Origin of the sequence: Pseudarthrobacter raffinosi (genome assembly GCF_023913835.1) — a bacterium.
GTDB lineage: Bacteria > Actinomycetota > Actinomycetes > Actinomycetales > Micrococcaceae > Arthrobacter > Arthrobacter raffinosi.
On record NZ_JAMXBG010000011.1, the window covers coordinates 1 to 22,851 of the forward strand.

Consider the following 22,851-nt stretch of genomic DNA (forward strand, 5'->3'; position numbering starts at 1 on the left):
GATGAGCTCACCGGCGCGGCCACGTGCCGGATTCACGACGAAGGGGTCCAGGAAATGTGCCTCCAACGCCTGCGCCCCGGTGAGGTCAAGGTTGGTGGTTTCGTCGACCATGATCCGGGCGTGCTGCCACGAAATCGTCCCGGCCTGCAATGCCGCAAACGTCAGCGGCAAGGCCGTGGTCAGTACGTGGGATTCGGCGAGCAGGGCACCGGCACTGCGTTCACTCACCGTCAGGGCGCAAGCGACCTCAGCGACGACAGCCATCTCCTGACCTGTGTGGTCCTGCGGCGACTCGGCCGGACCCGCCAGGGCCTCGGCAGCGGCGCCGTAACCGGCAGCCAGCCAGGCCTTCAGGGCGGCACTTTTCGCGNCCTTCACTGATCACAACAGCCAGCTCAGCGAAAGACACCGCAAGTGCCTCCGCCGTCACCACAGCTGCTCTGGTATCCATACTCAAATGATCCCGCGAGGGTCTGACAATAACGGCCAGCCTAAACGGCTATGTGCACAACTCCGCGAAACAACGATCCGTGCCTCCAGCCGCCGCGGAGTTCAGGGCCACAGCTGTCCCCTCGCGCACGGGGCCCCAAGTGTCCGTTCGCGCTGGATTGAGTGCGCCTTCGTCGGATTGTCGGCGCCCCCTCGTAGGCTGATTCAACGAACGCGAGGAGGTAGACCATGCACATTCCAGCCACATTCTGTTCGATCGTTCCGCCTTACTTGCTGCGGCGGTTGGCCCGCCTGGACGAGCCGAGGTTTTCAGCCGCCGCACGGGCTGCCAAGGAAGCGCTAAGCCACGTCCGGTACGTCCAATCAGCCCGTACCCAGCCGGCGCCTGCCGCTCCCCCGGCACTGCGGGACGTCCGCCCGGGCCCGCCCAACAGGAGCGTCTACGATGCCGGCGGTTCGGAGAACCTGCCCGGAAAGCTCATGCGCAAGGAAGGCGAACCGGCCTCCGGCGATCAGTCCGCTGATGAGGCGTACGACGGCCTTGGGCACACGCATCGCCTGTTTGCCGACGTCTTCGGCCGTAACTCCATCGACGGGGAAGGCCTGCCGCTCGATGCCACGGTGCACTTTGGCAAGCTCTACGACAATGCTTTCTGGGACGGCCGGCAGATGGTCTTCGGCGACGGCGACGGCGAAGTCTTCGACCGTTTTACGCGGTCGCTCAGCGTCATCGGGCACGAACTCACGCACGGCGTCACGCAGTACTCGGCGGGGTTGGCTTACCGCAACCAGGCCGGTGCCATCAACGAATCCATGTCCGACGTTTTCGGCGCGCTCGTGGAGCAGTACCTGAACAGCCAGTCCGTGACCGACGCCAGCTGGCTGATCGGCGAAGGGCTCTTCACGCCCCAGGTTGAGGGATCGGCTCTCCGATCCTTGAAGGCCCCGGGCACAGCGTACGACGACGACGTGCTGGGTAAGGACCCCCAGCCGGATTCGATGGACTCGTACGTGCGGACCAGCGCGGACAACGGCGGCGTCCACATCAACTCCGGGATCCCCAACAGGGCCTTCTACCTCACGGCGGAGACCCTGGGCGGCAACGCCTGGGAGGCGCCGGGACGGATCTGGTACGACACACTGACGGGCGGCTCGCTGCCTGCCACCGCCACCTTCCGCGTCTTCGCTAGGGCGACGGCGGCATCTGCCGTCGACCTGTTCGGCACCGATTCGCCGGAGCATGACGCCGTGCGGCAGGCGTGGGAAACTGTGAAGGTCAAGCTTTAGTTGAACGCCTGCCCGCCGCGAGCCGGCGGCCAGGCTGCAGGAAAGCCCAGGACCCAGGCCATGAAGATCAGTGTGGAGCGCAGCGGCGGCATCGCAGCCCTGACCCGCGTATGGACAGTGCATGCCCAGACCGCGAGCGCCAAAAGCCAGTGGCAACCCATTGTGGAAGCATGCCCTTGGGACGCGGTGCCCAAGACCGTCCGGGCCGCAGCCGCGGAGGTGCAGGACAACCAGCCCGACCGATTTATCTATTCGATCCGGGCCGGCCAGCGGCGGGCGGCGCTGCCGGAGCAGGCTGTCACCGGACCATGGCGTGTGCTGGTGGACACCACCCGGGCGGCAGCCGGGGACAGCCCCGACCGGCGGGGTCCTGTGCAGGCTTAGCTGCGTCTCCAGTCAGCCTGCTGTTACCAGTTGCCCCCGGAAGGCCCGGCGGTAGGACTGCGGGCTGGTGTCCAGCACCTTGGCGAAGTGATGCCGAAGGAGGACGGGGTGGCCAAAGCCGGATTCCCGGGCAACCTCGTCGATGTTCAGGTCAGTGGATTCCAACAGCACCTGCGCCCGGAGGACACGCTGCGAGTTCAGCCAGGCAGCAGGGGTGGCCCCCGTTTCGGACCGGAAGCGGCGGGCGAAGGTCCTGGCTGACATGTGGACGCGGGACGCCAGCTCAACGACGGTGTGCTCCTGCTCCAGGTTCTGCACCATCCAGCGCAACAACTCTTCCATCGGCGCCGATCCACAGGCTGGCACGGGCCGGTCGATGAACTGAGCCTGGCCACCGTCGCGGTGCGGCGGCACCACCATGTCCCGCGCAATGGCGGCAGCCACATTGGCGCCCAACTCAACGCGCACCAGATGAAGGCAGGCATCAATTCCTGCCGCTGTTCCGGCGCTGGTGATCAGGTTGCCGTCCTGCACATAGAGCACGTTTTCATCGACTTGCACTTCCGGGTACCGGTTTGCGAGTTCATGGGAATAGTGCCAGTGCGTGGTGCAACGCCGCCCGTTCAGCAGACCGGCGCGGGCCAGGGCAAAGGCTCCGGAACAGATGGACATCACCCAGGCTCCACGGGCGTGCGCGGCGCGCAATGCCTCCAGCACGGATTCCGGAACGTCGTCGTCGCGTCCGAAGGGGGTCATGATCACGAGGTCCGCGTCCGCCGTTGCCTCCAATCCCAGCGAAACATTCAAGGAAAGTCCCGATTTCATCCGGACGTTACCAGGTTCGGGTGCGCAGACCCGGAAGTCGAACGCCGGAACGTTGCTGCCGCGTCCTGATCTGTCGATACCAAAAACCTCGCAGGCGGTGGCGAACTCGAAGACAGAGAAGTTGGGAACTACGATGACTGCCACTGATTTGAGCATGCTTCCATTATGGCAGAAATTCGAGCTTTTTGGGCATTTCTGCCACTGTTTCTTCACAGCCCACGGGAGCAGCATTGAGTCATGGAAATCTTCGGAATCGCCCTAGTGGTCCTGCTCCTCGTTGTTCTCGCCGCCACCGTCTCAGCGCTCCTGCGTGATGGCCGCGGCCACACCCCGCCCATCACCTCCGACCAGCCTTGGTCCGCCCTGGACCTGCCCAGCGTTAACTACACCCTGCGCATTTTCTAACCAGAAGGCATGCCTCAACCCGCCATTGTTAACCCATCCGTACTAACACGAAGGGACGCGGCTCATGTGAGCCGGGTCCCTTCCTCATGTTCTGATTGAGTGGCGTCCGGGAGGGCGGGGAAGGTGGGATCAACGGCCGGGCCGGCGTCGGGGTTGCCAGCAGCAAGCGTGGGAAACAGGCGCCGCCCCAGTAGACTGGCTGCAGCCATGACATTTCATATCTCCTACCCTGCTGAGCTGCCCGTTTCCGAGCGCCGCGAGGACCTGAAGGCTGCCATTGCAGCGAACCAGGTGACCATCATCGCCGGCGAGACCGGCTCCGGCAAGACCACCCAGATCCCCAAAATGTGCCTCGAGCTGGGCCTGGGCGACAACGGCCTGATCGGGCACACCCAGCCGCGGCGGCTCGCAGCCCGCACCGTCGCTGAGCGCATCGCCGAGGAACTCGGTGTGGAGATCGGCCAGGAAGTCGGCTTCCAGGTGCGGTTCACGGGCGAAGTCAGCCGCGCCACCAAGGTCAAGCTCATGACCGACGGCATCCTGCTCGCCGAGATCCAGCGGGACAAGCTGCTGCGCAAATACAACGCCATCATCATTGACGAAGCGCACGAGCGCAGCCTCAACATCGACTTCATCCTGGGCTACCTCAAGCGCATCCTGCCGCAGCGGCCGGACCTGAAAATCATCATCACCTCGGCCACGATCGATCCGGAGCGGTTCGCGAAACACTTCGGGTCCGACGACGAGCCCTCCCCCATCATCGAGGTGTCCGGGCGCACGTTCCCGGTGGAGATCCGGTACAGGCCGCTGTCCCAGCCGGCCGGCGGACCCGCCGATCGCGAAGATGCAGACGCCTCCGATGACGAACTCGAAGAGGACCGCGATCCGCTCGACGCCGTCTGCGACGCCGTTGACGAACTCGCCACCGAGGCCCCCGGCGACATCCTGGTCTTTTTCTCCGGCGAGCGCGAAATCCGCGACGCAGCAGAGGCACTCAACGCCAGGATCCAGTCCAACCGGCGCCTGGCCGGCACCGAGGTGCTCCCGCTGTTCGCCCGCCTGAGCCTGCAGGAACAGCACAAGGTGTTCCACCCCGGCAAAAACCGCCGGATTGTGCTGGCCACCAACGTGGCCGAGACGTCCCTGACGGTCCCGGGCATCAAGTACGTCATCGACACCGGCACGGCCCGCATCTCCCGCTACTCGCACCGCACCAAGGTCCAGCGGCTGCCCATCGAGCGCGTGTCGCAGGCTTCGGCGAACCAGCGCTCCGGCCGGTGCGGCCGTGTGTCGGACGGCATCGCCATCCGGCTCTATTCGGAAGAGGACTTCGGGTCCCGGCCGCTGTTCACGGATCCGGAAATCCTGCGCACCAACCTGGCGGCCGTCATCCTGCAGATGACCGCCATGGGCGTTGCCCGCGGGCCCAAGGACGTGGAGAACTTCCCGTTCGTCGAGCCGCCGGACTCGCGGGCAATCAACGACGGCGTTACGCTCCTGCGCGAGCTCGGCGCCCTGAATGCCGTCCGGCCAGGTGACGCCAAGAGCGGCGGACTCACCGCCGTCGGACAGCAGCTTGCCCAGCTGCCGGTGGATCCCCGCCTCGGCAGGATGATCGTGGAGGCCGGCAAGCGCGGCTGCGTCCGCGAGGTAATGATCCTGGCCGCGGCGCTGACCATCCAGGACCCGCGTGAGCGTCCCACGGACAAGCAGCAGCTCGCCGCCGAGAAGCATGCCCGCTTCCGCGATGAAAACTCGGACTTCACCGGCTTCCTGAACCTGTGGAACTACCTGCAGGAGAAACAGCAGGAACTCTCGTCCACCCAGTTCCGCCGCCTGTGCCGGACCGAGTTCATCAACTACCTTCGGGTCAGGGAGTGGCAGGATCTCTTCGCCCAGCTCCGCCAGATGGCCCGCCCGCTCGGGATCAGTCTGGACAACAAGCGCCTTGCCGATCCTGCGGGCAACCACGAGGGCATCCACATGAGCCTGCTGTCGGGCCTCCTCAGCCACATCGGCATCCTGGACGAGCGCAAGCGCGAATACGCCGGTGCCCGCGGCAGCCGGTTCGCAATCTTCCCCGGTTCGTCGCTCTTCAAGAAGTCCCCCACGTTTGTGATGGCTGCCGAACTCGTGGAGACGAGCCGCCTCTGGGCCAGGGTCGCAGCCAAGTTCGATCCCGTCTGGGCAGAACAGGTGGCGCCGGACCTCGTTAAGCGCAGCTACAGCGAGCCGCACTGGTCCACCAGAATGGGCGCGGTCATGGCGTACGAGAAGGTCACCCTGTACGGCGTGCCCATCATCCCGCAGCGCCGGGTCAACTACAGCCGAGTGGATCCTGTGCTGGCCCGCGAGCTGTTCATCCGGCACGCCCTGGTGGAAGGCGATTGGAAAACGCACCACAAGTTCTTCCACCGCAACCGCGCCCTGCTTCTGGAGGTCGAGGAGCTCGAAGCCAGGATGCGCCGCCGCGACCTGCTGGTGGACGACGAAACGCTGTTTGAGTTCTACGACGCCAGGATCGGCCCCGACGTTGTATCCGAACGGCACTTCGACAAATGGTGGAAGGAGGCCCGGCAGCAGAATCCGGACCTCCTCGACTACGACAAGTCATTGCTGCTCAACAACGACGCCGATGGCCTGGACGAAGCCGCTTATCCGAAGACGCTATTGCACAAGGGCTTCGAGCTCCCGCTCAGCTACGAGTTCCACCCGGTGGCGCCCGGGTCACCACCCAACCCGTCCGACGGCGTCACAGCCGAAGTCCCGGTGCTCTTCCTTAACCAGCTCGATGATGCCGCCTTCCGCTGGCTGATCCCGGGCCAGCGCGCGGAGCTTGTGGCTGCCCTGATCAAGTCACTCCCCAAGCAGGTCCGCAAGAACTTCGTCCCCGCTCCGGATGTGGCCCGGCAGGCCGTTGCTGCCCTGGATTCGGACTTCGATCCGGCGCACGATGAGCTGGAAGCTTCACTGGAACTGGCCTTGCGCCGGATCCGCGGCCACGTCATCCCGCCAGATTCCTGGAACTGGGACGCTGTGCCGTCCCATCTGCGGGTGAGCTTCAAGGTTGTCGATACGCGGGGCAAGGTGCTGGATGAGGGCAAGGACCTCGCGGTCCTTCAGGAGCGGCTGGCCCCGGCAACCCGCCGCGCCATCGCTGAATCCTTGGGGGCGACGCCGGGAACCACCGCGCCGCAGTCTCTTGGAAATTCGAAGACACCCGGAAAGGCCGGCGGAACAGTACCCGCGTCATCTACTGGCGGAAATGCAGCCGGCAGCGGCACAGGCTTCCAGGAACAGACCGGCCTGACCGAGTGGGCCTTCGGCACGGTCCAGCGGCAGGTCAGCAACACCGTCAACGGCCACATGGTCACCGGCTATCCGGCGTTGGTGGATGAAGGAACATCCGTGGCGCTGCGCGTCTTCCAGACCTCGTCGGAGCAGCTCGAGGCCATGCGCGGCGGTGTGATCCGGCTCCTCGCCCTCAGGGTACCGGCACCGGACCGTTACGTCCTGGAGCACCTCAACAACACCGAAAAGCTGACGTTCAGCCAGAATCCGCACGGTTCGGTGTCAGCCCTCATTGCCGATTGTGCCCTGGTTGCCGTGGACAAACTGACCCCGGCGGAACTCCCGTGGGACCGGGGGTCCTTCGACGCCCTTTACGAACAGGTCCGGGCGGAACTGATCGATACCGTCTTCAGTGTGACGGCCGTGGTGGAGCGCGTCCTGGCCAGCACCCGGCGGATTGAGAAAATGCTGAAGGGCACCACCAGTTTGGCACTGATCAGCGCCCTGAACGATGTCAGGAGCCAGCTCGAGCAGCTCGTGTTCCCGGGATTCGTGGCCCGCACCGGCTATATGCAGCTGAGCCAGCTCCCCCGCTACCTTGCCGCCATCGAGAAACGCCTCGAAAAGCTCCCCGGCAACGTCCAGCGGGATGGCCTGAGCATGGCCGCGGTCCAGCGGCTGGAAGACGATTACGACGACGCCGTGTCGGCGCTGCTGCCCGGGCGTCGGGTCGGTGCAGAACTGACGCAGGTCCGCTGGATGATCGAAGAGCTGCGCGTGAGCCTCTTCGCCGTCGAACTCGGAACGGCCTATTCCGTCTCCGAAAAGCGGATCAGGGCTGTCCTTAACAAGGCGCTCGCGCCGGCCTAGGCCTGCCGGCCCACGGCTGGCGCGGGCAAAGACCTGGACGGGCCAAACCGGCGCGAGCGTCAGGCTCAGCTGGCGGGAACGAATTCCGCGTAGCCGGCGGCCCGAAGCCCGGCGCGCAGCTTTTCGGCGTTCGCGTCCAGCACCGCGGGATCCGGGTTCTGGTCGGCAGAGGCGAAATCGAAATCAGCCATGGTCCTGGACGGCCACACGTGGACGTGCAGGTGGTTGATCTCGTACCCGGCCACAATCAGCCCCGCCCGCTCGGCGGGGAAGACGTCCAGCTGCACCGCACCGATCCGGCGGGCCACTTCCATCACCTTCGCGAGGGTTTCCGGGGACGCATCCGTCCAGCGGTCCACCTCCTCGGTGGGGACCACCAGGGTGTGCCCGTCGGCCAGGGGACCCGTGGTCAGGAAGGCCGCAACGTCAGCCTCCCGCCAGACGAAGCGTCCGGGGATCTCGCCTTTGATGATTTTCGTGAACAGAGTGCTCATACGTCTGCCTTCGCGGCCGGAGCCTGCAGGGTGCTGGTGTCCAGCACAAACCGGTATTTGACGTCGCCTGCCACCATGCGGTCGTAGGCCTCATTCAGCTGGTCTGCGCGCACCAGTTCGATATCCGCCACCACTCCATGCTCGGCGCAGAAGTCGAGCATCTCCTGAGTTTCGGCGATGCCGCCGATCAGCGAGCCAGCGTACGCGATCCGCCGCCGGATCAGGGCCCCCGGATTCACCGGCGGCATGGCGTCGGAGGGCAGGCCCAGCTGGAACAGGGCGCCGTCCACGCGCAGCGTGCGGAAGAACGGATTCAGGTCGTGCGGAGCGGCCACAGTGTCGATTATGAGGTCGACGGTGCGGTCCGCGGCGGCCATGGCGTCCTTGTCCCGGGACAGGATCACGTCGTCCGCTCCGAGTTCCAGTGCGGCCGGCACCTTGCCTTCGGAGGTGGTGAACACCACCACCCGCGCCCCCATGGCCTTGGCCAGCTTCACGGCCATGTGTCCGAGCCCACCGAGCCCCACCACGCCCACCACGTCGCCTTCCTCCACGTCGAAGTGCCGCAAGGGAGAGAACGTGGTGACACCGGCGCAGAGCATGGGGGCGACGGCGGCCGGGTCCAGGTTGCCAGGCACTCGGACCACGTAGCGCCGGTCCACCACCACGGCGGACGAGTAACCGCCCTGAGTGACGGTATCGCCGTTGCGTGGATCCTTGGCGCCGTAGGTCCCGATCAGCCCGTTTTCACAGTACTGTTCCAGGCCGTCCAGGCAGCTCTCACATTCGCGGCAGGAATCAACCATGCACCCGACGCCCACGCGGTCCCCCGGTATGAAGTCAGTCACGGCCGAGCCGACGCGGCTGACGGTTCCGACGATCTCGTGGCCGGGGACCAGCGGATATTTCTGGCTGCCCCATTCGCCTCGCGTGGCGTGCACGTCCGAGTGGCACAGGCCGCAGAATTCGATGGCAATTTCGACGTCATCTTCCTTCGGGGCACGCCGGGCAAGCGTCAGGGGCACCATGCCGCTGTCAGCGGAAACCGCGCCATAGGCGGCTGCCAGCACGCCGGTGCCCGGAGCGGTGTCCAGGTCCGTAGCAGGATGAGCAGCAACACCATCGTCGTTCGGCAATACGGGGCGGGCAAGGGGCGGCGGTACGGGGCGTCCTGGGGTCATCCTTCGACGCTACCCCCGCGGGCCGCCGCATGGCCATTCGGCCGGCTGCCCGTCGCCACCGGCAGCGCGGGATTGTTGGACCATTCCGAGAAGGATCCCGGATAGAGGGCGGCCCGGAATCCTGCGATTTCGAGAGCGGCCACCTCGTGGGCGGCGGTCACGCCCGAGCCGCAGTACACGGCCACCGGGACGTCGTCGCGGACGCCGAGGTCCTCGAACCGATGCCGCAGCAGGTCCGCGGGCAGGAAATGCCCGGCCCCGTCCACGTTCTCCGTTGTGGGTGCGCTCCGGGCGCCCGGAATGTGGCCGGCGCGGGGGTCAACGGGTTCAAATTCGCCCCGGTACCTTTCGCCCGCCCGGGCGTCCAGGAGGACGCCCGTTGCCGGCCAGTCCGCCGCTCCGGCCGCGTCAATGCTGGGCATCCTGCCTCCGGCAGGGGAAACATCAAAGGAAACACGCCCGACGGCGGCGTCCACGGGTCCGGTGTCCAGCGGCAGTCCGGCGTCCCGCCACGCGGCCAGGCCGCCGTCGAGCAGGTACACGGCCTGGAACCCGGCGTTGCGGAGCATCCACCAGAGGCGGGCGGCAGCCATATTGCCGCTGTTGTCATAGGCCACCACAACGTCGCCGTTGTTGATCCCCCAGCGCCTGGCAGTTTCCTGGAATTCCGCGTGGGTGGGCAGCGGGTGCCTGCCGCGGGCGGGCGTGGCCGGCGTCGCCAACTCGGTGGCCAGGTCCACAAAAACTGCCCCCGGGAGGTGGCCCCCAAGGTAGTGTTCGCGGCCGTGCGGGTCGCCCAGCGCCCAGCGGATGTCCAGCACCACGGTCCGCTGTCCGGCGTCGAAACGCGCCGCCAAAGCCGGGACAGCCATCAGTGGACCCATCGTTCTCCTTGGCAATTGTGCTTGTGAGGTGTGCAGTCGCTGATCCAACTCTAGCTGCGGCAGAGCGCCCTGCACGGAGGGCCGACGGTAGGCTGGTCCGGTGAAGAACGCGAGCGCGGACCGGGCCTGGGCTGACGAGGCCATCAGAAAAGTCAATGCAGAAAACAACCGGTCCGCCGATACCCATCTCTACTCGGTGCCGCTCCCGGAGCACTGGGGCGTCCAGCTTTACCTCAAGGACGAATCCACTCACCGTTCGGGGAGCCTCAAGCACCGGCTGGCCCGCTCGCTGTTCCTCTTTGGCCTGGTCAACGGCTGGATCCGCGAAGGTACCACCATCGTGGAGGCGTCCAGCGGCAGCACCGCTGTTTCGGAGGCATATTTCGCACAGCTCCTGGGCCTGCCGTTCGTAGCAGTCATGACCCGCACGACGAGCCCGGAGAAGATCGCGCTGATCGAACAGTTCGGCGGCACGTGCCTGTTGGTTGACCACGCCTCAGAAGTTTATGCTGCGGCGGCGGACGTCGCTGCCACATCCAACGGCCACTACATGGACCAGTTCACCTACGCGGAGCGGGCCACAGACTGGCGTGGCAACAACAACATCGCGGAGTCCATCTTCGGCCAGCTGGCGCTGGAGGAACACCCCGTCCCCCGCTGGATCGTGGTGGGTGCGGGGACCGGAGGCACGAGTGCGACCATTGGCCGCTACCTGCGCTACCGCGGCCACGACACGCGCCTTGCGGTGGTAGACCCGGAGAATTCCGCGTTCTACCCCGGCTGGCTGAGCGGTGCGGGTGAGGCCAGCACCGGAATGCCGTCACGGATCGAAGGGATCGGCCGGCCGCGGATGGAACCGAGCTTTGTGCCCGCCGTCATCGACCACATGATTCAGGTTCCCGATGCCGCCTCCGTCGCAGCCATGCGGCACCTGCGCACGGTCGCCGACTTGCATGCCGGACCGTCCACGGGCACCAACCTGTGGGGTGTCTGGCAGCTTGTGGGGGAAATGGTGGCCGAGGGACAGCGCGGCAGCATTGTGTCGTTGATGTGCGACGGCGGCGACCGCTATGCGGGCAACTACTACAATCCCGCGTGGCTGTCAGGGCAGGGCCTGGACCCCGAGCCGTATGAGGAAGTCATCCGCCGGTTTTTCGAGACCGGCGTCTGGAACGCGTAGCCGGTCAGACCTCCACTGATTCCCGCGGGGCAAGGCGGGTGTACTCGGTGCCGTATTTCCGGCCCAGCCGGGCAACATGGGATTCTGCGACCTTCAGGCCCGTTTCGTTGAGCAGCCCGTCGTGGATCTGGAACGCACGCGGGGCCCGGACGGCAATGACAAAATCCACCACCTCGCTGACCTTGCTCCACGGCGCGTGGAGCGGAACCAGCAGCGTCTGTACGCTGAGACCGTCCGGGATGATGAAAGAGTCCCCCGGGTGGTAGACGTTGCCGTTTACCAGGTAGCCGATGTTGGCCACGATGGGAACCTGCGGGTGGATCAGTGCGTGCTGTCCGCCGAAGCTGCGCACGTTGAAGCCGGCCGCGTCAAAACTGGAACCGGGTTCAACAGTGTGGATCCGCACTGCGGCCTGCGGCGCCTCCTCCCGCAGATGGGCGGCCACTCCGGCCGGCGCGAAGACCGCCAGGACGTGAGAGCGGCGCAGTGCGTTGACCATGGCTGGCACATCCACATGGTCGGCGTGCTCGTGCGTGATCAGCACGGCCTGCGCCCCGGACAGGGCTTCGGCCGTCTCGGAGTATGTTCCCGGATCCAGCACCAGCACCCCGCCGTCCTTCTCAAGCCGGACGCACGCGTGGGTGTATTTTGTCAGCTTCATAGCGCCAGCCTAGGGTCAGGCCCCAAGCCTGTCCAAGGGGCGTCCGGCTGTTCAGCCCCGGCTGGTAATCTTGATGATTGCCACCGTCCCTCAGGGAAGCGAGTACCTTCATGCCGTTCGGCACCAAAGCTGACGCCACGCCGTCGACCGCCGCATCCGGCGCAGGCACCGCCAGTGTGCCCGGCAAGGAGCAGCGCGTCACCAAGCAGCGTGTGGCCGTCGGCGCTGCCCTGGACGAGCTGGATGACTTCGTCAGCACGCAGGAGCTCTACCGCATCCTGCAGAACAAGGGCGTGTCGGTTTCCCTGGCAACGGCGTACCGGATCCTGCAGTCCCTCGCCGATGACGGCCTCGTGGACGTGCTGCGCAACGGCGAGGGCGAAGCCGTTTACCGGCGCTGCGCCGTGACCGGGCACCACCACCACCTGCTGTGCCGCAACTGCGGGAAGGCCGTGGAAGTCGAGGCCCCGGCGGTGGAAACCTGGGCCGCCCGGATCGCCACCGAACACGGCTACACCGAGGTGGCGCACACCGTGGAGATCTTCGGGCTGTGCCCGGACTGCACAGCCCTCAGGTCCGCCGGCAAACTCTGACGGCCTGAGCCGCAACAACCGGACGCACGCCGTTGGACCGCGTCAGCGGGCGTGCACCAGCCGGCCGTTGATGCCCTTCTTGGCCCGGACACTGCCCACGACGCGGCACGCCACGTAGATCAGGAATGACAGCGTGGTGACGTAAGGGCTGATGGGGATCCGGCCGCCCAGGGCCAGCAGGATTCCGCCCACCGTGGCCGTGACGGCGAAAACAACGCTGAGCGCCACGACGGCCACGGGAGCGGACGTCACGCGGAGCGCCGCGGCTGCCGGGGTGATCAGCAATGCGAGCACCAGGAGCGCCCCCACCACCTGGATGGATAGCGCTACGCTGACTCCCAGCAGGACCATGAAGATCAGCGCGAGCGTCCGTACGGGCACCCCGCGGGCTTCGGCCAGTTCGGGATCAACGCTGGCAAAGTTCAGCGGGCGCCAGATGGCTGCCAGTGCTGCAATGACCAGCACAGCGGCGCCGGCAAGGACCTGGAGCTGGACGGTGTCCACGGACACGATCTGCCCCGTGAGCAGGCCGAATTTGTTGGCGGCCCGGCCTTCGTAGAGCGACAGGAACAGGATGCCGAGCCCCAGGCCGAAGGGCATGATGACCCCGATGATGGAGTTTTTGTCCCGGGCCCGGACGCCCATCAGGCCCAGGAGCAGCGCCGCCGCCACCGAGCCGATGAGCGAGCCAAACACGATGTCCGAGCCGATCAGGAGCGCAAACGCCGCCCCGGCGAAGGAGAGCTCCGAGATGCCGTGGACGGCGAAGGCCAGGTCCCGTTTCATCACGAAGGTGCCCACCAGCCCGCCCAGCAGGCCCAGCACGGCCCCGGCCCAGATGGAGTTCTGGACCAGCACCAGCAGCTCTCCGTAGTTCTCGAAGCTGAAGATCGCTGCGATGATGCTGTCCGCATCCATCAGGCCACCTCCCCCACCGTGGCGTGGACATCTGCGTGATGGTGCGTGGTCGCGTCGGGCAGGCCGATGACGACGATGCGCCCGTTCGCGTGGATGACTTCCACGTGGCTGCCATAGAGCTCGGTCAGGACCTCGGTGGTCATGACCTCTTCCGGGGTCCCCACGCGGAACCGCCCGCCGACCAGGTACAGCACACGGTCAACGTAGTCGATGATGGGGTTGATTTCATGGGTGACAAAAACCACCGCGCTGTTCTGGGCGTGGCACTGCTTGTTGATCAGCGCGCTGACGGCCTGCTGATGGTGCAGGTCCAGGGACAGCAACGGTTCGTCACAGAGGAGGACCTTGGGGTCCGTGGCCAGCGCCTGGGCCACCCGGAGGCGCTGCTGCTCACCGCCGGAGAGCTGGCCCACGGGGACTTTAGCGTAGTCGCTGGCGCCCACCAGTTCCAGGAGCTCATCGATCCTGCGGTTTGCCCGGGACTTGCCCAGCCGCAGCCCCCAGCGGTGGCCGTCCACGCCGAGCCCCACCAGGTCCCGGGCACGCATGGGGGTGTCCGGAGCGAAGGATTTCTGCTGCGGAATGTAGCCGATCAGGTTGCTGCCCCGCTCCACGGGACGGTCGCCGAGCGTGGCCCGGCCGGACTGCAGTTCCTGCAGGCCCAGAAGAACCTTGAGGAAACTGGTCTTTCCGCTGCCGTTGGGGCCCAGGACGGCGAAAAACTCACCGGGCCTGATGTCCAGGTCGAGATCCTCCCAGAGCAAGCGTTTGCCGAACTGCAGGGACGCCCCGCGGAGGCTGACCACCGGTTTCAACTATTTTTCTCCAAAACTTTGCTGACGTTGTCAACATTGTCCGTCATCCACTGCAGGTACGTCTTGCCTTCGGGCAGGGTTTCGCTGAAGTCAATGACGGGAACGCCGGCTGCTTCGGCTGCCTTTTTCAGCGCCTGTGTCTGTGATCCCTCTGTCTGCGCGTTGTAGGCCAGGAAACTGATGTCCTTGGATCCCGCCAGGTCCGTGGCTGCCTTCAGCACCGCGGGCGGAACGTCCGAGCCTTCCTCGATCGCGGCGGTGTAGTCGGCCGGAGTCTTGTTCTCCAGCCCGGCTGCCTCGAGCAGGTACAGCGGGACAGGTTCGGTCACGGCCACGGCTGCGCCTGTTCCGTTGGCCTTCAGCGCGGCGAGCTTGACGGCCAGGCCGTCCACCCCGGCTTTGAAGGTTGCGGCATTGGAAGTGAACAGGGCGGCTGATCCCGGTTCGAGTTCACCCAGTTTTGCCGCCAGTGAATCAGCGAGCTTACCCATGGCATCCAGGCTGTACCAGGCGTGCTCGTTGAACTCACCGTACTCGTGGTGGTGGCCGTCAGCTGACTCGCTCGCCGCCGACGATGAATCGGTGTGGCCTTCCTCCGGAGCCAGGCCAGCCACTTCGACGGCCGTGACGATATTGCTGTGCGGGATGTTGCTGTCGTCGGCCATCTTGTGGAGGAAGGCGTCGTAGCCGCCGCCGTTCTCGATCACCAATTCCGCTTTGGACACCAGCAGCCGGTCCTGCGCGGTGGCCTCGTACGAATGCGGGTCCTGGCTGGTCTTGGTGATGATGGAGGTGACGTTGACTTTGTCCCCGCCGATGATCGCGGCGATGTCCCCGTACACGTTGGTGGACGCCACCACCTCGACGACGCCGGCAGATGACTCCGGGCCGGACGTCGCCGACGGTGCACCGCCTCCGGAGCCGCAGGCGGTGAGCAGCAGGCTCACGCCGGCGAGGGCTGCGAGGGACGTTCGGATGGCGGCGGGGTGGCGCACGGAAACCTCAGTTCAGTACAGGGATGGACTTTTGCGTCTCCAAAAAGCTTACCCCTAAATGTGAATGATTCCTATTTAGGATAGCCGGGCCGGTCCCTTTCGGACCCGGCCGCGCTCAGTCACCGTTCGGCTGGCCCAGCCTCCTGATGCCGGTGGCCTGCGTGGCGTCCCGGATCTCTCCCACCAGCTGCTCGATCACGTCTTCCAGGAACAGGACCCCATGGGTCTGCCCGTCCGCGCCGATCACGCGGGCCAGGTGTGAGCCCGTGCGCTGCATGACGGACATGGCCGTTTCAACTTCGTCGTCCAGCGCAAGGTTGGCCAGCGAGCGGATCCTGCTCTCGGCGATGGGGTGCTGGTAGTCCGACTCGGGAATGGACAGCACATCCTTCACGTGGAGGTACCCGGACAGCATGCCGTCATCGTCCAGCATCGGGAACCTCGAAAAACCGGTCCTGCTGACGGCTTTTTCAAACTCCACCGGCGTGGTGGCCGCCTTCAGCATGACCAGGTCGTCCAGCGGAACCATGATGTCCGAGGCCGTGTATTCGGAAAATTCCAGGGCGCCGGTGATCAGGCCCGCGTCATCATCCACCAGCCCGTGACGGGTGGATTCCTGCACGATCGACTGGACTTCTTCGAGCGTAAAGGACGAGTTCACCTCATCCTTGGGCTCAATCCGCAGGAGCTTGAGGATGTGGTTGGCGGACCAGTTCAGCGCGACGATGGCCGGGTTGACCAGCTTCGCAACGAACATCAGCGGCGGCGCCAGAAGCAAGGCAGCCTTGTCCGCCACCGATACCGAGATGTTCTTCGGCACCATCTCGCCGAACGTCACGTGGAGGAAGGTCACCACCATCAGGGCAATGGCGAACGCTGCGACGTCGGCAACTTCCACCGGCAGCCCGACAGCTTCCAGGGGAGCCGCCATCAGGTGGTGGATGGCCGGTTCGGCCACCTGCAGGATCAGCAGCGAGCACACGGTGATGCCCAACTGCGCACAGGCCAGCATCAATGAGACGTTTTCCATGGCGCGCAACGTGGTCTGTGCCCGCTTGGAACCGGCCTCGGCGAGGGGTTCGATCTGGCTGCGCCTGGCCGACATCACGGCGAACTCGGCGCCGACAAAAAACGCGTTACCCAGCAGGAGGACAATCAGCCAGGCAATTCCGGCCCAGTCACTCATCGTTCACTCCCGTCTTTCGGAGCAGGCTCCGCTTCAGGCGCCGCCGGATGGAAGGAGATCCGCTCGATCCTTCGGCCGTCCATCCTGGTCACGCTCAGCGTGCCTCCGCCTACGTCGACGGTGTCCCCCACTGCGGCGATCCGGCCCAGTTCACTCATGACGTACCCGCCCACGGTTTCGTAGGCGGCTTCGTCCGGAACGGTCAGCCCCGGGATCTGTTCGGAAAGCTCGTCGGGGCGCAGCAATCCGGGGAAGTACCAGTCCCCGGAGGCGCTCTGGAGCAGTCCCGGGCGTACCTTGTCGTGCTCGTCGGACACTTCACCGACGATTTCCTCCACCAGGTCCTCAAGGGTGGCGATGCCTGCGGTTCCGCCGTATTCGTCCAGGACAATGGCGAGCTGGAGGTTTCCCTCGCGCAGCTCGGCCAGGAGGGCATCGAGGTGGATGGTCTCCGGCACGCGGAGGACATCGGTCATGATGGCTCCGGCCTCCAGGTTGGCCCGCCGGTCCCACGGCACGGCAACGGCCTTCTTGACGTGGACCAGGCCCTTGATGTCGTCGGAGGACTCCCCGATGACGGGGAAACGGGAGTACCCGGTGCGCCGGGCGGCGTCCAGGATGTCCGAGACAGGCTGGTCGGCGTCGATGGTTTCCATCCGGATCCGGGGCGTCATAACATCGGCGGCCGTCCGGGCCGAGAAGTTCAGGGTGCGGGCCACAAAGTTGGCCGTCCCGGCGTCGAGCGTTCCCATGGCGGCGGAGCGCCGCACGAGGGAGGCGAGCTCGGCCGGCGTCCGGGCACCGGAAATCTCTTCCTTGGCCTCCAGGCCAAAGACGTTCAGTACCTTGTTGGAAAAGCCGTTGAGCACCACGATGGCGGGTTTGAAGATGGCGGTAAAGACCAGCTGCGGCCGCGCCAGCGCCTTGCCCACTTGGAAGGACAGCGCAATGGCCATGTTCTTGGGCACCAGTTCGCCAAGCAGCATGGACAGCAGCGTTGCCAGCGCCATCGCTATGACCAGGGAAACGGACGCGGCAGCCACTTCGGGAATTCCGACGGCGGCCAACGGGCCCTCGAGGAGGCGTCCTACCGACGGTTCCATCACGTAACCGGTCAGAAGGGTGGTCAGAGTGATGCCGAGCTGACAGCTGGAAAGCTGGGTTGAGAGGGATTTCAGGCACTTGAGCAGTGGGACGGCACCCGTGTCACCGTTATCGATGGCACGTTGGACCGTGGCCTGGTCAAGGGCAATCAGGGAAAATTCGACGGCGACGAAAAAGCCGGTGCCGGCGATCAGCAGGAGGCCTGCCGCGAGGAGCAACCACTCCATTCAGAATCCCGCCCGAAAGCCGGGAGAAATTGTGTGAAGCCGGGGGAAACGGACCGGCGGAGGATGATCGGCCGAAGCCGACGCTGTTTCCATAGGGGCTCCGCCGGGGTGGGCTGACGGAAAATGATGGGCGCGTGTTCGGGGTTTGCCGGCTCTGCGGGTGGACTGCGCGGTGCTGTACTTCATACTCCGCTGACAGCCCCCAGGCCGGCACCTAGATTTACTGTCCATAAGAATTTCAGTCTACAGGAGCAGATTGCGCCTTTCGGATGGCCGCACTGAGGTCACGGCGCACCCGCGCCGGGACGGCTTCCGGATGCCACAATCCGCGATCTCCGCGTCATTGCCATGATTTGGGTCACCGTTATTGGCAGTTAACACAGAATGCTCATTAGACTGGCAAAGGTCCGGGTTCAGGACGCAGAGACTGGTTCGAATGTTGTGCTGCGGCACCGTGGCGGCCAGAGAGAAATCAAACTCATGGAAGAGGCGTATTTCAAGTGCCAGAGCAGCCAAGCCACCGTCTACCAGAGGAATTTGGCGGAAACGAGTGGCTCGTTGACGAACTGTACGAGCAGTATCAGAAAGACAAGAACACGGTGGATACCAAATGGTGGCCCCTGTTCGAGTCCTTCGATTCAGGCAGCGGTTCTTCTTCCAACGGAAGCACGGCGGTAGCCGTGGCCCACCCAGCAACCCGCGAAATGCCGGCTGTACCACCGGCGCCTCCGGCTTCTGCAACTGCTGCACCGGCAACGTCGCCGGCCGCACAGCCCGCAGCGCCGGCCGCCGCCCCCGCGGCGGCAAAGAAAGCTCCCGCTACGGTCGCCCGCGATGGCGCGAAGAAGACCGAGCCCGGAAGCACGGCCCAGCCGATCCCTGCCCAGCTTCCCAAAAACGTCAAGGCACCCACGGCTCCGGAAGAGGACGTGGTCTCCGTTCTTCGCGGCCCGGCCAAGGCCATCGCCACCAACATGGTCACCAGCCTTGAGGTCCCCACGGCCACCAGCGTCCGGGCTATTCCGGCAAAGCTGCTGATCGACAACCGCGTGGTCATCAACTCCAACCTGGCCAGAGCACGCGGCGGCAAGGTTTCCTTCACGCACCTCATCGGCTACGCCGTGATCCGCGCACTCGCCCAGTTCCCGTCGATGAACGTCTACTACGACGAAATCGACGGCAAGCCCAGTGCTGTCCAACCGGCCCACGTCAACTTCGGCATCGCCATTGACATGCCCAAGCCGGACGGCACCCGCCTGCTCATAGTGCCCAACATCAAGAAAGCGGAGACCCTCAACTTCTCCGAGTTCTGGCACACCTATGAAGACCTGATCAAGCGTGCCCGCAGCGGCAAGCTGACCGCTGATGACCACTCCGGCACCACGGTGTCCCTGACCAACCCCGGCGGCATCGGCACCGTTCACTCCGTGCCGCGTCTGTCCAAGGGACAGGCCGCCATCATCGGCGTCGGCGCGCTGGACTACCCGGCCGAGTTCCAGGGCGCCAGTGAAAAGATCATCGCGCAGAATGCCATCAGCAAGGTCCTTACGCTGACGTCCACCTATGACCACCGCGTCATCCAGGGAGCCGGCAGCGGCGAGTTCCTGAAGCTTGTGCACCAGCTGCTGCTCGGTGCCCAGAACTTCTACGACGACATCTTCGAGTCACTGCGCATCCCGTACGAGCCCATCCGCTGGAGCCCCGACCTGCAGGTGGACCCCGCTGACGAGATCAACAAGGTTGCCCGGATCCAGCAGCTGATCCACTCCTACCGCGTGCGCGGCCACCTGATGGCGGACACCGATCCCCTGGAGTATGTCCAGCGCAAGCACCCGGACCTTGACGTCCTCACCTACGGGCTGACGCTGTGGGACCTGGACCGTCAGTGGCCCACCGGCGGTTTCGGCGGCGCACCCATGCTCAAGTTCCGCGACATCCTCGGCGTACTCCGCGACGCATACTGCCGCACCACGGGCATCGAGTACATGCACATCCAGGAGCCGGAAGAACGCAAGTGGTTCCAGGACCAGCTGGAGCACGCATACTCGAAGCCGAGCCGCGAAGAGCAGCTGCGCATCGTGTCCCGGCTCAACGCGGCCGAAGCGTTTGAAACCTTCCTGCAGACCAAGTTCGTCGGCCAGAAGCGCTTCTCCCTAGAAGGCGGCGAATCCCTGATTCCGCTGCTGGACGCCATCATTTCCGATGCCGCTGACGACGGACTGGACGAAGTTGCAATCGGCATGGCCCACCGCGGCCGCCTGAACGTCCTCACCAACATCGCCGGCAAGACCTACGCCCAGGTGTTCCGCGAATTCGAAGGCACCCAGGATCCCCGCTCCGTGCAGGGCTCCGGCGACGTGAAGTACCACCTCGGTACCGAAGGCACGTTCACCTCGGAAAACGGCAACGAGACCAAGGTCTACCTCGCCGCCAACCCGTCCCACCTCGAGGCTGTCGACTCGGTGCTCGAAGGCATCGTCCGCGCCAAGCAGGACCGCCTGGACCAGGGCGAGGCCTTCCCGGTCCTGCCCCTCATGGTCCACGGAGATGCTGCGTTCGCAGGCCAGGGCGTGGTTGCTGAGACGCTGAACCTGTCCCAGCTCCGCGGTTACCGGACCGGCGGCACCATCCACGTGGTGGTCAACAACCAGGTCGGCTTCACCACGGCGCCGTCGTCGTCGCGCTCGTCCACCTACTCCACGGACGTCGCCAAGATGATCCAGGCGCCGGTGTTCCACGTGAACGGTGACGATCCCGAGGCAGTGGTTCGCATCGCCCAGCTCGCCTACAAGTTCCGCCAGCGGTTCCACAAGGACGTTGTGATCGACATGGTGTGCTACCGCCGCCGTGGCCACAACGAGGGTGACGACCCCTCGATGACCCAGCCCATGATGTACAACCTGATCGAAGCCAAGCGCTCCGTCCGCAAGCTGTACACCGAGGCACTCATCGGCCGTGGCGACATCACCGAGGAAGAAGCGGAGCAGCTGCTCCGCGACTACCAGGAACGGCTGGAGCGGGTCTTCGCCGAAACGCACGCGGCCCAGACCTCGCCCATCCCGATCATCACCGCGGACTCCGCCGCCGTCTCCGACATTGAGCGTCCCATCGCCCAGCAGGCTGACTTCGGCACCAACGCCCCGGCGTCCACTGCCATTTCTCCGGAGACCCTGGCACACATCGGCAAGGCCCACGTCCAGATCCCCGAGGGCTTCACCGTCCACGCCAAGCTCAAGCAGCTCCTCGAAAAGCGCGAGCAGATGTCCCGCGAAGGCGGCATCGACTGGGGCTTTGGCGAGATCGCGGCCTTCGGTTCGCTGATCATGGAAGGCGTTCCCGTCCGGCTTGCCGGCCAGGACTCGCGCCGCGGCACGTTTGTGCAGCGCCACGCAGTGTTCCACGACCGCGCCAACGGCGGCGAGTGGCTGCCCCTGGGCCACCTCTCGGATGACCAGGCGAAGCTGTGGATCTACGACTCCCTGCTGTCCGAATACGCGGCCATGGGCTTCGAATACGGCTACTCGGTGGAACGCCCGGATGCCCTGGTGCTGTGGGAAGCGCAGTTCGGTGACTTCGTCAACGGCGCGCAGACCATCATCGATGAGTTCATCTCCTCGGCCGAGCAGAAGTGGGGCCAGCGCTCCTCCCTGGTCCTGATGCTGCCGCACGGCTACGAAGGCCAGGGCCCGGACCACTCGTCGGCACGCATCGAACGCTTCCTGCTGATGTGCGCCGAAGAGAACATGATCGTCGCCAACCCCACCACGGCGGCATCACACTTCCACCTGCTGCGCCGCCAGGCGTACAGCCGGCCGCGCAAGCCGCTGATCATCTTCACGCCGAAGCAGCTTCTGCGCCTCAAGGCAGCCGCGTCGTCCGTCGAGGACTTCACCACGGGCTCCTTCCGCCCCGTCATAGGTGACCACGAGCAGCTGGCGGCAGACGCCGTCGAACGCGTACTGCTGGTCTCCGGCCGCCTGTACTACGATCTCCTGTCCACCCGGCAGAAGACCGGTGACAAGACCACCGCGATTGTCCGTGTGGAGCAGCTCTACCCGCTGCCGCACGAAGAAATCGCAGCGGAACTGGCCAAGTACCCGAACGCGGAGGTTGTCTGGGCACAGGACGAGCCCGCCAACCAGGGACCGTGGCCGTTTATGGGCCTGAACCTCCCGGAGGCGCTGGACCGGCGCGTTCGCCTGGTGTCGCGTCCCGCATCGGCCTCCACGGCGGCTGGCTCCATGAAGCGACACGCAGCTGAGCAGGATTCACTGCTGAAGCAGGCATTTGCGCGGAAGTAGTCCCAGTGGCTGCCCGGCCGGACGTCGAAATACCAGACTCCGGCCGGGCAGTTCTGTTTAATGAAGATGGATCATAGCCACGCCGATTGGCCTGAATCGGCACGGACGTAAAGAGGGACTTGTGGAAGACAGGAAGCTGCGGATCGCAGCTGTTGGAGATGAACTGCTGGCCGGGCTAGGCGATCCCAGGGCCCTCGGCTGGCTGGGCCGCGTGTTGGCCCGCACTCCGCAGGACGGCATGGTCCTGGAAGCGTATGCCCTCCCCTGTCCCCAGGAAGGAACGGAGGGGCTGGCTGCCCGCTGGCAGGAGGAGGCCGGGCGGCGGTTCGGCGACCAGCACGAGAACCGCCTGGTGATTGGCCTCTCGGGCCGGGACATCGAGTTCGGCCTGTCGACCGCCCGCAGCCGCCTGAACCTGGCCAACATCCTGGATACCGCCACGCAGAACCGGATCGAGGTGTTTGTGGTGGGCCCGCCGCCCACGCTGGACCCGGTACAGAACCGCCGGCTCGCCGATCTGAACACGGCCTTCGCTGACGTCACCACCAGGCGCAAGCACCTCTATGTGGACACGTTCTCCCCCCTTCTGAACCACGAACAGTGGCGCCAGGACCTTGCGGCGAACACCGGCACGCCGGGGCAGGCGGGCTATGGCCTGATGGCCTGGCTGGTCCTCCACCGTGGCTGGTTCCAGTGGCTGGGCATGGACGCCCCCGAGTAGGCTTCGCCAACCCTTCCAGTCGCGATATATCTTGACGGGTCCAGCGGTCCGTTATATCTTGAGATATCAGTCACGATAT

General features: G+C 65.3%; 19 protein-coding genes. 8 read left to right on the forward strand and 11 right to left on the reverse strand.

Annotation, left to right across the window (positions count from 1 at the left end):
* Positions 1 to 378 (reverse strand): DUF222 domain-containing protein (locus tag NG697_RS12110; RefSeq protein WP_252614311.1); only part of this gene is annotated, 378 nt, incomplete at its 3' end.
* Positions 379 to 678: 300 nt separating this feature from the next.
* Here NG697_RS12110 and NG697_RS12115 point away from each other — a divergent pair.
* Both NG697_RS12115 and NG697_RS12120 read left to right on the forward strand, forming a co-directional pair.
* Positions 679 to 1,737 (forward strand): M4 family metallopeptidase, encoded by a 1,059-nt coding sequence (locus NG697_RS12115; protein ID WP_252600102.1) that lies wholly within the window; start codon positions 679 to 681, stop codon positions 1,735 to 1,737.
* Between the two features lie 60 nt (positions 1,738 to 1,797).
* Positions 1,798 to 2,121, forward strand: a complete 324-nt coding sequence (locus NG697_RS12120) for a protealysin inhibitor emfourin (RefSeq protein WP_252611714.1) — start codon at positions 1,798 to 1,800, stop codon at positions 2,119 to 2,121.
* Positions 2,122 to 2,133: 12 nt separating this feature from the next.
* Here NG697_RS12120 and NG697_RS12125 read toward each other — a convergent pair whose 3' ends face one another.
* Positions 2,134 to 3,102: a GlxA family transcriptional regulator gene (locus NG697_RS12125; RefSeq protein WP_252600104.1), complete on the reverse strand. Its 969-nt coding sequence runs from the start codon at positions 3,100 to 3,102 to the stop codon at positions 2,134 to 2,136.
* A gap of 81 nt (positions 3,103 to 3,183) precedes the next feature.
* Between NG697_RS12125 and NG697_RS12130 the strand changes: the two genes are divergently transcribed.
* Both NG697_RS12130 and hrpA read left to right on the forward strand, forming a co-directional pair.
* Positions 3,184 to 3,351: a hypothetical protein gene (locus tag NG697_RS12130; protein WP_181037140.1), complete on the forward strand. Its 168-nt coding sequence runs from the start codon at positions 3,184 to 3,186 to the stop codon at positions 3,349 to 3,351.
* A 207-nt stretch (positions 3,352 to 3,558) separates the two neighbouring features.
* The gene (gene hrpA / locus NG697_RS12135; RefSeq protein WP_252614312.1) at positions 3,559 to 7,512 is read left to right on the forward strand and encodes an ATP-dependent RNA helicase HrpA; all 3,954 of its coding nucleotides are present in this window, start codon (positions 3,559 to 3,561) and stop codon (positions 7,510 to 7,512) included.
* A 65-nt stretch (positions 7,513 to 7,577) separates the two neighbouring features.
* On the opposite strand, the gene NG697_RS12140 is transcribed toward hrpA, so the two are convergent.
* From NG697_RS12140 to NG697_RS12150, 3 genes are read right to left on the reverse strand one after another with little or no spacing between them, the layout of a single operon-like run.
* Complete coding sequence (locus NG697_RS12140) at positions 7,578 to 8,006, reverse strand: HIT family protein (RefSeq protein WP_252614313.1); 429 nt, start codon at positions 8,004 to 8,006, stop codon at positions 7,578 to 7,580.
* Complete coding sequence (locus NG697_RS12145; protein WP_305884353.1) at positions 8,003 to 9,187, reverse strand: NAD(P)-dependent alcohol dehydrogenase; 1,185 nt, start codon at positions 9,185 to 9,187, stop codon at positions 8,003 to 8,005. Before NG697_RS12145 ends, NG697_RS12140 begins: the two co-directional genes overlap by 4 nt.
* Positions 9,184 to 10,071 carry a sulfurtransferase gene (locus NG697_RS12150; RefSeq protein WP_252614314.1) on the reverse strand — a complete coding sequence of 296 codons (888 nt, stop codon included), beginning with the start codon at positions 10,069 to 10,071 and terminating at the stop codon, positions 9,184 to 9,186. The genes NG697_RS12145 and NG697_RS12150 overlap by 4 nt, the downstream gene beginning before the upstream one ends.
* 100 nt (positions 10,072 to 10,171) lie before the next feature.
* On the opposite strand from NG697_RS12150, the gene NG697_RS12155 reads away from it, so the two are divergent.
* A complete protein-coding gene (locus tag NG697_RS12155; protein ID WP_252614315.1) occupies positions 10,172 to 11,251 on the forward strand; it encodes a PLP-dependent cysteine synthase family protein in 1,080 nt (359 codons plus the stop codon).
* 4 nt (positions 11,252 to 11,255) lie between these two features.
* On the opposite strand, the gene NG697_RS12160 is transcribed toward NG697_RS12155, so the two are convergent.
* Positions 11,256 to 11,912, reverse strand: coding sequence for an MBL fold metallo-hydrolase (locus NG697_RS12160; protein WP_252614316.1), 657 nt, complete (start codon positions 11,910 to 11,912; stop codon positions 11,256 to 11,258).
* Positions 11,913 to 12,022: 110 nt separating this feature from the next.
* On the opposite strand from NG697_RS12160, the gene NG697_RS12165 reads away from it, so the two are divergent.
* Positions 12,023 to 12,505: a Fur family transcriptional regulator gene (locus NG697_RS12165; protein WP_252614317.1), complete on the forward strand. Its 483-nt coding sequence runs from the start codon at positions 12,023 to 12,025 to the stop codon at positions 12,503 to 12,505.
* A 42-nt stretch (positions 12,506 to 12,547) separates the two neighbouring features.
* Here NG697_RS12165 and NG697_RS12170 read toward each other — a convergent pair whose 3' ends face one another.
* The 5 genes from NG697_RS12170 to NG697_RS12190 form a co-directional block, all read right to left on the reverse strand.
* Positions 12,548 to 13,423: a metal ABC transporter permease gene (locus NG697_RS12170; RefSeq protein WP_252614318.1), complete on the reverse strand. Its 876-nt coding sequence runs from the start codon at positions 13,421 to 13,423 to the stop codon at positions 12,548 to 12,550.
* Complete coding sequence (locus NG697_RS12175) at positions 13,423 to 14,238, reverse strand: metal ABC transporter ATP-binding protein (protein ID WP_252614319.1); 816 nt, start codon at positions 14,236 to 14,238, stop codon at positions 13,423 to 13,425. The genes NG697_RS12170 and NG697_RS12175 overlap by 1 nt, the downstream gene beginning before the upstream one ends.
* Positions 14,235 to 15,233 (reverse strand): metal ABC transporter solute-binding protein, Zn/Mn family, encoded by a 999-nt coding sequence (locus tag NG697_RS12180; protein WP_252614320.1) that lies wholly within the window; start codon positions 15,231 to 15,233, stop codon positions 14,235 to 14,237. Before NG697_RS12180 ends, NG697_RS12175 begins: the two co-directional genes overlap by 4 nt.
* A gap of 115 nt (positions 15,234 to 15,348) precedes the next feature.
* Positions 15,349 to 16,419 carry a hemolysin family protein gene (locus NG697_RS12185; protein ID WP_252614321.1) on the reverse strand — a complete coding sequence of 357 codons (1,071 nt, stop codon included), beginning with the start codon at positions 16,417 to 16,419 and terminating at the stop codon, positions 15,349 to 15,351.
* Positions 16,416 to 17,750 carry a hemolysin family protein gene (locus NG697_RS12190; protein WP_252614322.1) on the reverse strand — a complete coding sequence of 445 codons (1,335 nt, stop codon included), beginning with the start codon at positions 17,748 to 17,750 and terminating at the stop codon, positions 16,416 to 16,418. The genes NG697_RS12185 and NG697_RS12190 overlap by 4 nt, the downstream gene beginning before the upstream one ends.
* A 500-nt stretch (positions 17,751 to 18,250) precedes the next feature.
* Here NG697_RS12190 and NG697_RS12195 point away from each other — a divergent pair, with 500 nt between their 5' ends.
* Together NG697_RS12195 and NG697_RS12200 are read left to right on the forward strand one after the other, a co-directional pair.
* Positions 18,251 to 22,051 carry a multifunctional oxoglutarate decarboxylase/oxoglutarate dehydrogenase thiamine pyrophosphate-binding subunit/dihydrolipoyllysine-residue succinyltransferase subunit gene (locus tag NG697_RS12195; protein WP_252614323.1) on the forward strand — a complete coding sequence of 1,267 codons (3,801 nt, stop codon included), beginning with the start codon at positions 18,251 to 18,253 and terminating at the stop codon, positions 22,049 to 22,051.
* A 121-nt stretch (positions 22,052 to 22,172) separates the two neighbouring features.
* Positions 22,173 to 22,772 carry a GDSL-type esterase/lipase family protein gene (locus tag NG697_RS12200; RefSeq protein ID WP_252614324.1) on the forward strand — a complete coding sequence of 200 codons (600 nt, stop codon included), beginning with the start codon at positions 22,173 to 22,175 and terminating at the stop codon, positions 22,770 to 22,772.
* Positions 22,773 to 22,851: the final 79 nt, after the last annotated feature.